At 50.8% G+C, this 16,225-nt stretch carries 11 protein-coding genes; 3 read left to right on the top strand and 8 right to left on the bottom strand.

The annotated features are described in order from the left end of the window. Positions 1-28: 28 nt before the first annotated feature. From EOE67_RS19460 to prlC, 4 genes are read right to left on the bottom strand one after another with little or no spacing between them, the layout of a single operon-like run. Entirely contained in the window at positions 29-829 is an 801-nt protein-coding gene (locus tag EOE67_RS19460) for a class I SAM-dependent methyltransferase (protein ID WP_127701112.1), read from the bottom strand. Continuing rightward, positions 829-1,590 carry a DNA-3-methyladenine glycosylase I gene (locus tag EOE67_RS19455; protein WP_127701110.1) on the bottom strand — a complete coding sequence of 254 codons (762 nt, stop codon included), beginning with the start codon at positions 1,588-1,590 and terminating at the stop codon, positions 829-831. Before EOE67_RS19455 ends, EOE67_RS19460 begins: the two co-directional genes overlap by 1 nt. A 7-nt stretch (positions 1,591-1,597) precedes the next feature. Then, positions 1,598-2,101, bottom strand: a complete 504-nt coding sequence (locus EOE67_RS19450) for a hypothetical protein (RefSeq protein ID WP_127701108.1) — start codon at positions 2,099-2,101, stop codon at positions 1,598-1,600. Beyond that, a complete protein-coding gene (prlC, locus tag EOE67_RS19445) occupies positions 2,101-4,149 on the bottom strand; it encodes an oligopeptidase A (protein ID WP_127701106.1) in 2,049 nt (682 codons plus the stop codon). The genes EOE67_RS19450 and prlC overlap by 1 nt, the downstream gene beginning before the upstream one ends. Positions 4,150-4,684: 535 nt before the next feature. On the opposite strand from prlC, the gene EOE67_RS19440 reads away from it, so the two are divergent. After that, positions 4,685-5,320, top strand: a complete 636-nt coding sequence (locus EOE67_RS19440) for a PEP-CTERM sorting domain-containing protein (RefSeq protein WP_127701104.1) — start codon at positions 4,685-4,687, stop codon at positions 5,318-5,320. A gap of 130 nt (positions 5,321-5,450) precedes the next feature. Here the strand turns inward: EOE67_RS19440 and EOE67_RS19435 are convergent, their stop codons facing one another. Together EOE67_RS19435 and EOE67_RS19430 are read right to left on the bottom strand one after the other, a co-directional pair. Further along, on the bottom strand, positions 5,451-8,096 hold the full coding sequence (locus EOE67_RS19435) for an EAL domain-containing protein (protein ID WP_127701102.1): 2,646 nt from the start codon (positions 8,094-8,096) through the stop codon (positions 5,451-5,453). Between the two features lie 9 nt (positions 8,097-8,105). Beyond that, the gene (locus EOE67_RS19430; protein ID WP_127701100.1) at positions 8,106-8,549 is read right to left on the bottom strand and encodes a GNAT family N-acetyltransferase; all 444 of its coding nucleotides are present in this window, start codon (positions 8,547-8,549) and stop codon (positions 8,106-8,108) included. A gap of 340 nt (positions 8,550-8,889) precedes the next feature. On the opposite strand from EOE67_RS19430, the gene EOE67_RS19425 reads away from it, so the two are divergent. Continuing rightward, the gene (locus EOE67_RS19425) at positions 8,890-11,079 is read left to right on the top strand and encodes a M3 family metallopeptidase (protein WP_127701098.1); all 2,190 of its coding nucleotides are present in this window, start codon (positions 8,890-8,892) and stop codon (positions 11,077-11,079) included. 401 nt (positions 11,080-11,480) lie between these two features. After that, positions 11,481-11,816, top strand: coding sequence for a DUF3718 domain-containing protein (locus EOE67_RS19420; RefSeq protein WP_127701096.1), 336 nt, complete (start codon positions 11,481-11,483; stop codon positions 11,814-11,816). Positions 11,817-11,957: 141 nt separating this feature from the next. On the opposite strand, the gene EOE67_RS19415 is transcribed toward EOE67_RS19420, so the two are convergent. Continuing rightward, complete coding sequence (locus EOE67_RS19415) at positions 11,958-13,172, bottom strand: hypothetical protein (RefSeq protein ID WP_127701094.1); 1,215 nt, start codon at positions 13,170-13,172, stop codon at positions 11,958-11,960. A 170-nt stretch (positions 13,173-13,342) separates the two neighbouring features. Beyond that, entirely contained in the window at positions 13,343-15,034 is a 1,692-nt protein-coding gene (locus EOE67_RS19410) for a trypsin-like serine protease (RefSeq protein WP_206099674.1), read from the bottom strand. Positions 15,035-16,225 lie beyond the last annotated feature (1,191 nt).

Below are 16,225 nucleotides of genomic sequence, written 5' to 3'. Positions count from 1 at the left end.
CTTATGCTCCACTGAAACCTCAGCAGAATTAAAGCGCCGCTTTTACGTAAACATCAAATCTGTTGTTTTTGCCTTCAATACTCATGCTGGGTTTTTGCCCAGCCAGAAATTCGGCGTAACCTGGTCTTTTCACCACCACCCTTTTACTAGCAAGGGCGAAAGCCGCCTGCCATAAAGCATCGGCGTCCGGATCGGCGCCAACCACGTCATGAAAAGCCCGCATCTCTTTTTTCACCGCCGCCGATTTTTCGCGCGCCGGAAACATCGGATCCAGATACACCACATCGGGTGCTGGTAACTGTTGCAAGGCGTCAATCGCCTGTGAAAATACCAGTTTAAAGCGGTCTGGCAACCAATCCTGCAATTCGGGGTCGAGTCTGGCCCGGCGTAAACCGTCCCACAATAATGCAGCTACCGCCGGGTTGCGTTCCACCAACGTCACGGTCGCGCCTAAACTCGCCAGCACCAACGCATCCCGGCCTAAGCCTGCGGTCGCATCAATCACTGACAAACCGGCTTTTTTAGTTAAGCCCACCGCTTTGGCAATAGCCTCACTTTTGCCACCACCAAATTTGCGCCGGTAGGTGGCCGCACCGCTGGCAAAATCGACCAGAATGTCGCCTTGCTTGGCAAGTTCGGTGTGACGTAATACCAGCTGCCGGTCCTGCCACGCCAGATGCCAGCCGTTTGCTTGCTCGACAATCGCAATACCAAATTGTTGTTGCAGCGCTTCAGCAACGGTTGCTGGCAATGCAGGATCAGCCAATAAACCAGTGTTTAACCCGGCAGCATGTTGATCAAAACCTACAGCTTCACCCGCGACTTGCATCAGGCAGCTCCGCTGTCATCGGGGCTTGATGCAGTGCCGGTGCTTGGCGCAGATCCGGTGACACCGGTGAGACCCGCATAATTATCACCGACACTCATCGCCACAATGCGGCTGATTTGCTGCAGGTTGAAGCCGGATTGTTGCTGCCACAAGTTAAACTGTGCCTGAATCTTTGCCAAACTGCTTTTACTGGTCAGCCCGCCATCAATCACCTGATAAGCGCGCAGGTAGGCTTCAACATCCTGCGACAATAAAAAGGTATCTTTACCCATCGCCCGCAGCGCATAAGCACCGGTGTTGCCACCTAATCTTGCACCACGTTTTTTTAAAAGCTCCCACAAACCGATAATATTCTCTGACGGCCAGTGCGCCACCATCGCCGCAAAACTGCCATGCTGCTGCGCCAGCTCGTGGATCATCAATGCATTGTGGCGAATGGTCAGCACCTTGCTGCCATTACGGATAATCCGTGGATCCTGGGCTTTTTGCGCCAGCATTTCGTCTGGCAACATCAGCATTTTCTCTACCGCAAAGTCGAAAAACACCTCGCGAAAACCAGGCCATTTGTTTTCCACCACCCGCCAGACAAAACCACTCTGAAACACTTTTTTGGTAAAAGCTTCCAGCCAATCGGCATCATTGTATTGCAACAATTCAGCGCTGGTCAGCGAATGACCAAGCATCGCCTGCAGCTGCGCTTCACCGCCTTTACGCTCTACCGCCCGCTGATAAATGCTCGGGAATTTCTCTACCTGCGCCATACCAACCTCAGAACAAATCGCCGGATGGGCCGGCTTTACATACCCCACCGACCAGCATCACACTAGGTTCCAGCACCATGGAACAATCCGATATAAGCCCAAGCCGATGGGCTTCTGCTTCAGCCAATCCATTGTATTCAGAAACTTTTTGCAGCAACAGTGCTTCGTCCAGCCCCTGCACCGAATAAATCAGGTACGAAGCCGGGCCACCACAAGCTTTATAACCAAAAGACACCTTGCGACATTGCTGCAGTTCACTGGCTTTGGCCTCGCCAATCATGGTTTTAATCTCGGCATAACGCTGCGTCAGTTCAGCATTGGTGCCTTGATTGGCGACCGGCAATGTTTGTCTGGTTTTTGGCATTTTGTGCTCCTCGGGATCTGCCGTGGTAGCAGTCGCCGTTTCAGGTGCAACTGTGGTCGCGGCCGGTGCCGCAGCTTGTTCAGCCGATTGTTCACCGCAACCGGTCAACACCAGCGCCAGCAGCGTCGCAGTCATCGGCAAACGCATCAGGCGGCCGCTCCGGCAATCCCCATATGGCGTAATAACGCCGCATTGGAAGGTTCACGGCCGCGGAAAGCTTTAAACAGTTCCATCGGTTCAGCACTACCGCCGCGCTCTAAAATACAATGCAGGAAGTCAGCACCGGTCTGGCGGTTAAACACGCCTTCCTCTTCAAACCGACCAAAGGCATCGGCCGATAACACTTCAGCCCATAAATAACTGTAATAACCAGCACCATAACCACCGGCGAAAATATGGCTGAAACTGTGCTGGAACCGGTTAAAACGGGGCGGCACTATCACTGAAACCTCAGAGCGGACCTGATCCAGCACTTGCTGCACCTGGCCTCCAAGTTCAGGGTTGTAGTCCGCATGAACTCTAAAATCAAACAAAGCGAATTCTAACTGGCGCACTAAAAACAGTGCCGACTGGAAGTTTTTCGCCGCCAGCATTTTATCCAGCAAGTGCTGAGGCAAGGGCTCGCCGGTTTCATAATGACCGGAAATCAGCTGTAAGGCTTGCGGCGCCCAGCACCAGTTTTCCATAAACTGGCTTGGCAATTCCACGGCATCCCAAGGCACACCGTTGATCCCTGCGACCGCACTGGCATCCACTTTGGTCAGCATATGGTGTAAACCATGACCAAATTCGTGGAATAAAGTCACCACTTCATCATGGGTAAACAGCGCCGGTTTGCTGCCAACCGGTTTATTAAAGTTACAGGTTAAATAGGCCACCGGCCGTTGCAGGCTGCCGTCGGCTTTCATCCGCCGTCCCTGACAATCGTCCATCCAGGCGCCACCGCGTTTTTTGGCGCGGGCGTATAAATCGAGGTAAAAACTACCGCGAAGCTCGCCGGAAACATCAAAAATATCGTAAAACTTCACATCCGGATGCCAGACATCAACACCAGCGCGCTCGGTGACCGTAATGCCAAACACTTGCTGCAATACGTTAAATAACCCAGCGACCACCCGATGCTCTGGGAAATACGGTCGCAATACTTCGTCGGAAATGGCGTAAGTGGCCATTTTCAGTTTTTCTGAGTAATAAGCGGTGTCCCAGGCGTTCAACTGGTCGACAGCAAAATTGGCGCGGGCAAATTCGGTCAACTGTTGTAAATCTTGTTGTGCCTGCGGTTTGGCACGTTTGGCTAAATCGGATAAAAACGCCAGCACCTGCGCCGGGCTTTCCGCCATTTTGGTGGCCAGAGATTCTTCTGCCGCGTTATTAAAATCAAGCAGTTGCGCCAGCTCATGCTTCAGTGCCAGTGTTTCTTCAATAATAGCGCTGTTGTCAAACTGACCGGCCGTTGGCCCTTGATCAGAAGCGCGGGTGCAATAAGCCTGATACATTTCTTGCCGAAGTGCCGCATCATCGGCGTAGGTCATCACCGCAATGTAGCTCGGGAATTCCAGCGTAAACACAAAACCGGCGAGCTCGCGGCTTTGCGCAGCTTCAGCGGCAGCCAACCTGGCATCTTCCGGTAAACCGGCAAGCTGCGTTTCATCAGTGATGTGCTTAAACCAGGCCTGGGTGGCATCGAGGCAATGGTTGGAGAAAGTGGAGGATAAATCAGATAAGCGGCTTTGGATGTCGCCATAGCGCTGCTTTTTTTCATCCGACAAACCAATGCCCGACAACTTAAAATCACGCAGCGCATTTTGAATCACTTTTTGCTGCGCGCCGGAAAGCGACTGGTATTCAGCGCTTTGACTAAGCGCCAGATAGGCCTGATACAAACCTTCATGCTGACCGACCCAGGTGCTGAAATCGGACAACAGCGGTAAACAACTTTCATACGCTTCGCGCAGTTCCGGGGATGACAACACCGAATTTAAATGCGACACCGGCGACCAAAGATGGCTTAAATGATCCGATGTTTCTTCGGTATTGGTGATCAGTGACTGCCAGCTCACTGGCGTGGCGGCAACAGCATCTTCAACATTCTGCCGACAAGCCGCCAAAGCTTGTTCAACGGCCGGCAACACCATCGACGGCTCAATTGCGGAAAAAGGAGGTAAACCGGTAAAACTGGATAACACATTGCTCATGATGGCCTCGGTGCGACAATTGAAAACACTGATTCAGAAAAAACGGCCGTTGCAGAAAACGGGCATTAAAAAACAGGCTTTAAAAAACGGGTATTAAAAAACGGGCATTAAAAAACAGATAGTAGCTTGAACTATGGGGCCTGTGGCATATTTCTCAAGCACATGACCACAAAAATTCAGCCTGGTGCAAGTGCGGCCCAGCAACTGTGGCGGCGAGGAATAGCCCTGGCTCATTCCCTTATCGCGCCCTGCGCAACCCCTCGTCAACATCGCCGCATCACTCGCGACAACCACCGTCTGACTTTTTTACAATTAGTTAAGAAAATTTGCAACAATAGCATTCAAAAAAACCGCATCCAGTTGATTTGTATGAACTTTAACAACATGGCCTACATTTTGCTAATTCAGCCCCGAAGTTCACAGCCAGTTGTTTCTGCTCAGTTTTTTAGCATGTATATGGCACTTAAAGGGAATACTTCGTGCGATTGAGGCAACTCAAATTTTACAAATCACATCTATCAAGGATATCTAAAGAATGTCGACATTTTTCAAAAAAGTAGCAATGGCCGCTGTGATTGGCGCAGCAATGTGTGTTTCTGCTACGGCTACCGCAGCTCCAATTACCGATGTTAAAGAATATGCAAACAACACCGCGTCTGAATTCTTCGTTATTAACGACGCTGCCAAATATTCTTCACCTTACTACCGCGATGCAAACCAAGACTGGGGATGGACGCACAACGCCATCGCTGGCACACATTCTTCGATCAAACTTGATATTTCAGCCTTTGATGTGGACTTTTCCACTCTGTTTAACGGCGAAATCGACCTGATTTGGATTTTTGATGGCAGCGACTGGCTGAGCCTTGGCGCACTGGCTGGTGCCACTGACATTTGGGCATTTACTTCTTTTGATCTGAGCTCATACAGCTGGGCACAAGCTCAGGTAAATGCTGGTTTACAAGTCAAAATGAACATTGATGCACTGAACGAAGGCTGGTTGGTCACACTTGGCAAATCATCATTGATTGTCGATGGTGGCGATCAGGTCTGTGTGCCGACACCTGGTGTTCCATGTACCCCAGTCAGTGTTTCAGAACCAGCTTCATTAGGTCTGTTCGGTCTGGCACTGTTAGGCTTAGGTTTACGCCGCAGAAAATCTGCCGTCTAAATCAGTTATTGCTTAGCGATGTCTGAGCCCTAGCAACGAGCCCGCGATGGTATTCCAAGCGGGCTTTTTTATCGGTGTTTAAGAGGCAAATTGTGTTGAATGAGGCTGCTACTGGCCACCAGCTGCAAAGTTAAGCCTGGCCCGACTGAGCAACAACTTCAACAGTGTTGTCCGGCTGTTGCTGCTGTTGTGCCGTTAAATAAGCGATTAAATCTTCCAGCGGCATCGGTCTGGCAACCAAATAGCCCTGCACCGCATCGGCATTGTGCAGCGTTAAAAAATCATATTGTTTCTGATGTTCGACACCTTCACAAATCACTGTCAAATCAAGGCTCTTACCCAGTTTAATCGCCGCCGCCAGCAGCATTTCTTTTTGGGTCCCGAGCATACTGAGCAGCGCCATATCAATTTTAATTTCGCTGATCGGTAAACTGGCCAACTTTCCAATAAACGACTGGCCGGCGCCAAAGTCATCCATCACCAACACAGTGCCACTTTTTTTAATCAGCTCCAGCGAACGTTGTGATGCGGCCGTATCCAGATTCATCGCGCTTTCCGCCAGTTCAAACTTCACCCGCTGCGCCTTGGGGTACTTTTGCTCATGCTGCACAATGGTCTGGATCAGCTGACTATTGGCCAAATCCTGCGCCGATAAATTGATCGAGACCGGCAACGCAAACCCCTGTCCAAACAACTGATTCTGGCTTTTGCGCGCCTGACTGTAGACCCATGCCGTTAAATTGTTCATCAGGCCGGCCTCTTCGGCCAGCGGGATAAACACCGCTGGTGATACCGCACCTAAAGTCGGATGTTGCCAGCGTAAAAAAGCTTCCAGTGAACTGACTTGTTGCGTCGCAATATCCTGCACCGGTTGAAATAACAAATTCAGCTGCTGACTTTGCGTGGCTTTGGCCAGTTCGCTGATCAGCGTCAAGCGCTGTCGGCTTTCTGCCGTCAGCTGTGGCTGATACGAGCGATGACTGGCAGTTTTATCCACATAGGTCAACGCCAACAATCCATTTGCCAGCAAAGCTTCAGCATCGTCACCATAAGTGCGGTTGACTGCGACCGAGGCGTACCTTGGTTTAAAGTCCGGCGAAATACCATCGAGGCTGAATTTCTGATTCATTAACTTACGCAGGCCAGTCAACACCACCACAAAATCCTGTTCCAGCACCAACAGCGCCAGTTTGTCCGGGCTTAATGAAAATAAAGTTTCATGTGACGCCGGTCCTAAACTGACCACGGCTGGCGCCCGTTGTTTGCAGAATGTCTGTAGCTGACTGATATAAGCCTGCAGAATTTCGGCGGTTTTTTGCTGGCCGAGTACGGCTTCAATCTGATCAAAACTTTGTAATTCAAGCAATAACAAACGGTAATGCAGATTAGGGCTAGCAAGTTGATTGTTCAGAAGCTCGGTGAGTACCAGCCGCGACCCCAGACCATAAAAGGCCGAGATTTTACTGCGCTGGATTTCCTGTTGCTGTAACTGCGACAATTGCAGGTTACGATCAAGCAATAACTGCTGGGTGCGGGCAATGGCAGCTTTTTCCAGATAAATTTCTACCAGCAAACTACTGACCATCAGAATAGCGGCGAGCGTGGTGCCAAGCTCCAGTGCAATCAGCGTCAGTGCGGACTCGGATAAAATGCCCAACACCCGCAGCGCTGCCAGCACAATACTGCCCAGTAACACCGACATTGGTAGCAAAAATACTGCAGCACGCCTGGGTTGTTGACGCAGCATCACCAGCCCGGTGAGGACACTGACCAGCACACAAAGCTGCATCAGATAGACCACACTTTGTTTCAGATACCCAAGCGCCGCCGGTTGCACTAACAACTGACAAATCACCGTCGCCACCAGCAATAAAACGGCTGTGACTTCAATCAGCAGTAACATCTGCCGCAAGCGGGACGGCGACTGCAACTGGAAAAAACTTCTGACAAAACCACTGCAGCACAACACCGCCAGCGGCAGCCCCCATTCCACCAGATGATTCAGGCCAGGATTTTCCGGCCACAACCACTGAAAACTAAAGCCGTTAATTTCCGCCTGCACCGCCGCAATACAGAGCAATAAACCACTGAATAAGGCATAACTGTGCTGTTGTGTGACCAGCGCCAGCAGCACCGCCAGCAAACTGGCAAACACCATTAACCCAAGGAAAAAACCATGTAAGACATTACGTTGTTGTAACAAAGCCAGTTGCGGCGAAGTTTCAAGATAATGTAAGGGAAAGACAATAGCACCGCTGTTTTCAAGCCGGAACAGATACTGATACGACTCGCTGGTCCAGCTGTGCTGAATCGGGAACAATAATGAACTACTGGGCAGCGGACGCTGGGCAAACGGTTGTTGATCGCCAGTCTGTACTTCATGGACCAGATCACCATTGGCGTTGAGCACATAAAACCGCACATCATCAAGATAAGGCGCGGCCAGCTCCAGCGCAAAATTGGCATCCGGTTCAAACTGCAGCTTAAACCACAAACTGCCACGGTGGTAACCAAGCTGCCGGCCCTTATCCAATAACGGTTGCCACTGTCCGGCTGCTTGTTGTAACGCTTGCTGCGGCGTCTGTACCGCCTGATCGTCCAGCATCATCATACTGACCGTTTTCGTCGGGACTTGTTGCTGATAACTCAGCACCGCCAGGCTGTTCAGCGCGATAATCACCGCCGCAATCAGTAGGGTACTGAGCAATAAACCGGCGAAGGAACCGCGCTGACGCTGCAGCAGATGCAGCTGTTGTCTAGGTCTGAACCTGGTCAAAATCCGACCTCATGCGCTGGCTACAACTAAGGATTTCTCCAGACAAATCGACTGCGAACTGTACCGGTACTTGCCGTATCCGGGGCATTTTTTAAAACCTTTATGCAGGTAAAAGTTCACGGCTTTGCAGTTAATAATGCGCGCTGCCGCCAGCACTTTCACAAACCCCTGCTGTCTGGCGTAGTTTTCCAGATAGAGTAATACTGCAGATCCAACGCCGGGCTGTAATGAATACATCCGTTTAATTTCGGCCTGCTGCGGATCTTCCTGGCGCAACAAGCCACAACCGACCGCTTTACCATCGTGCCAGGCGACGACCGCGATCAACAGGCCACTTTGTGGTGTTTGCTGTAGTTGTGGTTCAGGTTCGGTTTTGCCAAGCGCTTCCGATAAAGCCCCAAACAGCGCCGTTAAAGCAGGATTGGTCAGCGGAACTTCAGTGATACTGTACATAAATGTCCTCAGGATTCTGGCCGATGCCATGAGTGCGGTCGTCACCTGGCAGCTGCCCGCATCATTGCCGCAGCTCGTTGAGCATAGCTTCTGCTGCAAATTTTGGTAACAACAGCCGCAGAATTCAACCGGAAAACGCTGCTGAAACGGCCGAAGTTCCAGTGCAGTTTGCCGCTGCCTGAGATGGAGTATGGCTGACATCGGTACGCAATTACATCAGAAAAAGGTGATTTAACGCAGCAAAACCACCACTGGCAGAAAATGCCGGTGACAGCGGGAACGGCTTTGGCATACTCGGTCAGTTAACCTCCCAGGTTCCGCACACTCAAAGGAAAAATACATGAACAAAACGATGGTAGCGACCGCAGTCGCTGCAATATTGGCGTTAAGCGCCTGTACCGACAACAAAGCACCAGCTCAAACGGAAACAGCACCAGCGGCAACAGTGGCCGCCGAAGTCAAAGCGGAGCAAACGCCAGTGGCAGCTACAAATCCATTATTAGTCGCCAGCACCTTGCAATACGGCGCCCCAGAATTCGATAAAATCAAAGTTGAACATTATCAGCCAGCGATGGAACAAGGTATTGTTGAACACGCCGCAGAAATTGAAAAAATCGCTAACAACCCAGAAGCCGCCACTTTTGAAAACACCATCGTCGCGATGGAAAAAAGCGGCGAATTGCTGGACCGTGCTTCGACCGTGTTCTTCAACATGACCGGCACCATCAGCAACCCGGAAATTCTGAAAATTCAGTCAGCGATGGCGCCAAAACTGGCTGCTCATGGCGACAATATCAATTTAAATCCAACCTTATTCGCCCGGGTTCAGGCGATCTATGACAATCGCGCCAGTCTGAACCTCGATGCTGAAGCGCTGCGGTTAACCGAAGTGTATTACGACCGTTTTGTGCGTGCCGGTGCCAAATTAACTGATGAGCAAAAAACCAAAATCCGCGCTTTAAACGAAGAACATTCCAAGCTTACTAATCAATATGGGCAGAACCTGCTACAAATCACCAAAGACATCGCGGTGTTTGTTGATAGCAAAGAACAGTTAGCCGGCATGTCAGACGCTGAAATTACCGCTGCTGCCGAAGGCGCCAAAGCCGCTGGTAAAGAAGGTAAGTTTATCGTTGCGCTGACCAACACGACCCGTCAACCGGTGTTATCCGTGCTGGAAAATCGTGAACTGCGTAAGCAAATCTGGGAAGCTTCGGCCTACCGTGGAACTTCAGGCGAAACTGATAACCGGCCGCTGGTATCACGTCTGGCGCAAATCCGTGCTGAACGGGCACAATTATTGGGTTATGACAGCTGGGCTGATTACCAGCTGGAAAAAGCCATGGCGCAAAAACCACAGGCCGTACTTTCAATGTTAGGCGGTATGGCGCCAGCCGTAGTTGCTAACACCAAACTGGAAGCAGCGGCGATTCAGGAAATGATCAAATCGACCGGCGCTGATTTTGAACTGCAGCCATGGGACTGGGAGTTCTACGCTGAGAAAGTGCGTAAAGCGAAATTTGATTTAGACGAAAACGAAGTGAAACAGTACTTCGAATTTGAGCGGGTATTGCAAGACGGCGTGTTCTTCACCATGAACAAACTGTTTGGTATCACCATGAAACCAAGACCAGATTTACCAGGCTACCACCCGGACGTGAAAGCGTACGAAGTGTTTGATGCCGATGGCAGCAGCATTGGTCTGTTTTATGCCGACTACTTCGCCCGCGAAGGCAAACGTGGTGGCGCCTGGATGAGCTCCTTTGTTGATCAAAGTGGCTTAAACGGCACCAAGCCAGTGATCGTCAACGTGATGAACATTCCAAAAGGCCCGGCCGGCGAACCAACGCTGGTCAGCTATGACAACGTGACCACCATGTTCCACGAATTTGGCCACGCGCTGCACGGCATGTTCTCCGCAGTGAAATACCCAACTTTGGCTGGCACTTCAGTGTCACGCGATTTCGTTGAATTCCCGTCGACCTTCCAGGAAGACTGGGCCGCTTACCCGCAAGTGATTGCCAACTACGCCAAACACTATAAAACCGGTGAGCCAATTCCAGCCGAATTACTGGCAAAAATCATGAAATCACGCAGCTTTAACCAGGGTTTTGATACGCTGGAATACTTAGCTGCTGCGCTGGTCGATATGGAGTGGCACGCATTAAAAGCTGATGCGCCGTTGCAGGATGTGGAGAAATTTGAAGCCGCTGCCCTGAAAAAACACGGTGTTGATATTGCCGCCGTGCCACCACGTTACAAATCAACTTTCTTCAGCCACTCGATTGGCGGTGGTTATTCAGCCGGTTATTACGCTTATATGTGGTCAGAAATTCTGGCAGCTGACGCCTTTGCTTATGTGCAATCGCAAGGTGGCCTGAAACTGGAAAACGGCCAGAATTACCGGAAACACATTCTGTCTGTAGGTAACACCCTGCCGCCAATGGAAGCATACAAAAACTTCCGTGGCCAGGAACCTACCACTGATGCACTTTTGATCCGTCGTGGTTTAAAAACTGCGGTGAATTGATTGCTGCAGTGAGTTGTGTGATCTGACGAGCCGGGCTATTGCCCGGCTTTTTTATGTCCATGGATGGACGGTATGACGAAAATGCCGGGAGCGTTTTTTCGTCGATGTCCATGGATGGACAGTATGACGAAAATGCCGGGAGCGTTTTTTCGTCGATGTCCATGGATGGACGGTATGACGAAAATGCCGGGAGCGTTTTTTCGTCGATGGTCTTGCGTGAAAGGCCAGGATGATCACCTCATGCAATCGGACTTTCAGGTTCTATTCGTCCCTTAAAAAGCACTGCTGGTCACTTAGTCACAAGATGCCATCCGTTAACCCCATCCTTGCTATCAAATCAGGTTTAGAGGGACAAAATACGCCTGTGACCAAGGGGGTCATCGTCAACAGAGGCACTGATAATGAAAGCTAAACTGATATTACTTGCGGCAATGATGGTTGGATCTGGCGCGGCACAGGCCGACACTGCAAAACTCGAATTTACCCCGATAGTGTATGAGGCTTTGGTGTCTGTTTGTACCGAAACCAGCCAAGACGATCGCTTAGGCCTTTATAAAACCTTAAAAGAATACCGGATCGGCGTAAATACCGCTGTTGATAAAGTGGTGTGCAACGGTCTGCCACTGGCCGCATTCGCCCGGGCAGAGCAAGCGCACAAAGTATCGAAATTCCTGGCTCCGTACGAAAATCGCGGCAAAGGTCATGTTGATATTAAAGATATTTCTGCGGCGAATTAGTGCCGGTTGTTTGCGTTGTCAGCCTTGCCGGTTCGCAGAAGGAATGCGTCATTGATACTTGTTAAACAAAAGCCAGACCGAAATCTGGCTTTTGTGTCATCGCAAAGTGGCACCACAGCTTCAAGGATGACGGCTAAACACTCAGCTGTGCTGAAAGTAAATACGATAGGTCGACGACCAGATTGGATAGTCGATGGTCATGAAATAACAGATAAAATCCGCTTTATTCAACCCGGCAAAACGGAACATAAAATCAGTCATTTCCCCAACCGGCACCTCGTCAACGGTTTTCACCTGCGAGGATGTGGCATGTAAAATGCTCAAATCCGGATAATCCGGCAACAATTCAGCCCACATGTCCTCGGGTCGCAATTTCCCCTCTTCCACCTTTTGATTACCCGAATAACAGCCGACATTCACCGTGCTGCGCATATCAATTTTTTTCTCGAGAAAGACCGCCATCACCAGTTTTTTGGTGGGTGTTTTAATAGAAATACTGGTTGAACTGCATCGGCTTTGATGACTCAGCGGATTGACCAGCTCATCCGGGTTGCTGAATAAAAAAGTGGCATCCAGCGGCATTCCGACCCCGTCATCAGCAAACACAATGCCGGAATTACTGGCCGAATAACTGCGGTACTGTGTCAGAAAACCCGGCGAGGAATAAGGTTGCACCACGCCAATCTGAAACTGATCGGTATCGATACGGGAAGCAGCGGTAATATCCAGCGGCCGATCAAAATGGGCCGGATGTGGATGGGTATAAAATTGGACAAAGGGTGGTGCTTCAGCACTACGGCAAAAATTTTTCTTCGAAATCAGCGCGATTTCTTGCAGAAATTCGGGGTTTTTCTCACTTTCGGTCAGCAGATAACAGGCAAAGACCAGATCAATGCTACTGCCAATCAGCGCTTTCGAACTGACAAAATGTTGTTGCCGTAACAGCAGTCGGTCAGGAGCCGGTGTTGATCCAGCGACTACCAGTGCTTCAGCCAACGTCCGTTTGACATCGGCATGACTGCGAAAATGCAACGCAAACAATTCTGCCCATTGCCGGATTTGTTGCTCCAGCGTGGTAAGCACGGTATCCGGCAAGGCTTTGTGGCGCAGCAGCTGCAGAAATTCTTCCAGGCTGGCCATGCCCGGCAACTGGCACAAGACTTCAAGACCTTGCTGCGTTTTTTGTGCCGCTTGCAAAATGCGCTGACAATTTGATTTGTGATAACCAAGCCATTTAGCCATGCCACTGATCGTACGGGCCGAAGGTGGACTGATTAACAGCAGTTGTTGCAATCCGTCGCCGATCTGTTTGCCGGCCTGTTCCAGTTGACCTAATTCTTGAGATGACAAAGACATAAAAAATTGTGACCCAATAACCCAGCGTTTTACCTTACCACAAAGCACTTTAGGGAAGAAAGACGAACGCCAGTGATGACCCCCCGGTCAGATCACTGGCGTTGTCGGCTACAGTTCGGCTGCAGTTCACCCACATGTTTTCTTGCAGGCGGCATTCCGTAAAATGACTGTTATTGACAAGCGCCCAACGCTTCCCAAACCTGCCATGGCCCGGAATTATTGGAAGGGTTCTGGCTTTGACTCCACCAGCGGGCAGTGTATTTGCTGCCACTGTGCTGCACACTGACACCAGCATTATAAACCGCAGTGCTGCTCCAGACCGGCAATCCGGCGCAATTGCCGCCGGTATCGCCGGAGGTCACAATCACAGTTTTGCTCACAGTGTGGCTCAGTCCGGCCGCATCTTTCACCGTGAGTTGCACTTTGTAACTGCCGGCCTGAGCATAGCTGGTGGTTGGCGATGGTTGCGTTGAACTGCTGCCGTTCCCAAACTGCCATAACCAGCTCACGACTGCGGTATCATCGGTACTGCGATCACTGAAACTGACATTCAGCTGATTGGCGACAAAGCTAAAATCGGCCACCGGGGCGGTATTGCCACCACCAGTACAATTACCCAACAAGGTCCAGACATTGGCATACAGATCCGGCCGGGCGCCGGTCGACCACCAACTGGCCTGATATTTTTTCTGCTGGTAACTGACCAGATCGCGCAACTGATAAGCCGTGCTGGCATTCCAGGCGGACACACCTTCGCAACCGGTCGGATCACCGTCAGCGCGCACCTGCACCAGTTGCGACACGGCGTGCGTCTGATTTGCAGTGTCCGTGACCGTCAGCGTGACGTTGTAGCTGCCATCAGCGCTGTAACTATACGAAGGCGAACTTTGATTGGATAACGCACTACCATCCCCAAAATTCCACGACCAGCTGCGGATCCCTTTGTCATCGGTGGACGCATCACTGAAACTGACATTCAAGCCATTGACGCTGGCGGTAAACCGCGCCACCGGTTTTTGATCAACCCCACCGCCGCCATCCGGTTTCACGCCGGTTTTTTGTTCAATCCAGCTTAAGTAGCTGCTGGTTCTTGTAAACACAGTAGCCCCAGAGCAGGCGTTGCCCCAGCTGACGGTGCCAATGCTGTAAAATTTGCCACCTGAACTTGTCGCATACGGACCGCCACTGTCACCATTGCAAGCGGATACCCCACCACTGCCACCGCCACAAATCACTGAGGCAGGTAAGCTGGTGCGCAGTTCGGTACTACAACTTGCATTGCTGATCACCGGCAAGTTTACTTCCCGCAACACATCACTTGGGCTGCCCTGATTGCGGGTTAAACCCCAGCCAGATACGGTCACGGCGCGTCCGACAGCAGCCAGCTGATTGTCGAGTGCTACTGTTGGTAACACGGCCGGAGTAATAGTCCCTGCTGCCGGGGTCGCCAGCCGTAACACCGCAATATCCCAGCCAGACTGAATGCCTTGTGCACCGCGCCAGTTTTCATGTTTGATGATCTGGCTGACCCGCAGATTTTGTCCATCACGCCGACTGATACTGTGCGCACCAACCTGCACCGTCAGGGTGCTGGTCGAAGCACTATCCAAACAATGTGCTGCTGTTAACACCCATTCCGGGCTAATCAAGGTGCCGCCGCAGCCCTGCCGGCCATTCATTAATAACGCCACCTGGTAAGGTCTTGAATTTGGTGTCGTTTCACTACCGCCAACCACATGCGGCTCGATTTCCGGGCCGGCACTGACGGTCTGCGCATGCACAGCACCCGGCAGCATCGCAACCGTGAATAAAGTCAGCATAAAGCTGCCAACCTGGATCCTTTGTCTTGTATGCGTCTTCATCATGTCCTCCTGTTAATTATTATCAGAACGCATCCAAGATATATTCTCATATTTATAAAAGGTCAAATATTAACCATAAATAGTTCACTTTTTTGCCATCTACATGCCGTTCTTTTGATCGGGATCGCCCCACCACGCGAGGTGCAATCGATTCGGAGGCGGGTGTCCGGATGACACCGAAATACGAACGAGATGCAGGGTCACCCATTAACCGATCCATGACCCTATCCGTTTTTAAGGATGATCCTGGAAAACGGCGGACCCGGTGAATCCGCCCTACATTTTGACCATAAATTCATAGGCTTGCGTAGGGCGTCACTCACCGCGTAAGCGGTAGTGCGCCGGAGTTGTCTGAAAATATTGTTAAGGATGATCCTGGCAAACGGCGGACCCGGTGAGTCCGCCCTACATTTTAACTATAAATTCATAGGCTTGCGTAGGGCGTCACTCACCGCGTAAGCGGTAGTGCGCCGGAGTTGTCTGAAAATATTGTTAAGGATGATCCTGACAAACGGCGGACTGCCTTCGGTGAGTCCGCCCTACATTTTTACCATAAATTCATAGGCTTGCGTAGGGCGTCACTCACCGCGTAAGCGGTAGTGCGCCGAAGTTGTCTGAAAATATTGTTAAGGATGATCCTGGCAAACGGCGGACTACCTCCGGTGAGTCCGCCCTACATTTTAACTATAAATTCATAGGCTTGCGTAGGGCGTCACTCACCGCGTAAGCGGTAGTGCGCCGAAGTTGTCTGAAAATATTGTTAAGGATGATCCTGGCAAACGGCGGACTACCTCCGGTGAGTCCGCCCTACATTTTGACCATAAATTCATAGGCTTGCGTAGGGCGTCACTCACTGCGTAAGCGGTAGTGCGCCGGAGTTGTCTGAAAATATTGTTAAGGATGATCCTGGCAAACGGCGGACCCGGTGAGTCCGCCCTACATTTTAACTATAAATTCATAGGCTTGCGTAGGGCGTCACTCACCGCGTAAGCGGTAGTGCGCCGGAGTTGTCTGAAAATATTGTTAAGGATGATCCTGGCAAACGGCGGACTACCTCCGGTGAGTCCGCCCTTGTATGTTGAATCTTATTGAGTTAATAATTTTATCAGTTTACCGGGGAGGCTGTTCCGCCCTAGAGGCAGCATTATCTGACCTCGTATGTAGAGTAGCCCCCCGCCTCATTGCTCAACT

The organism is Rheinheimera riviphila (assembly GCF_004005945.1).
Classification (GTDB): Bacteria; Pseudomonadota; Gammaproteobacteria; order Enterobacterales; family Alteromonadaceae; genus Pararheinheimera; species Pararheinheimera riviphila.
The sequence above is the reverse complement of the archived record's forward strand: the minus strand, read 5'-3'. Positions and strand labels throughout refer to the sequence as shown.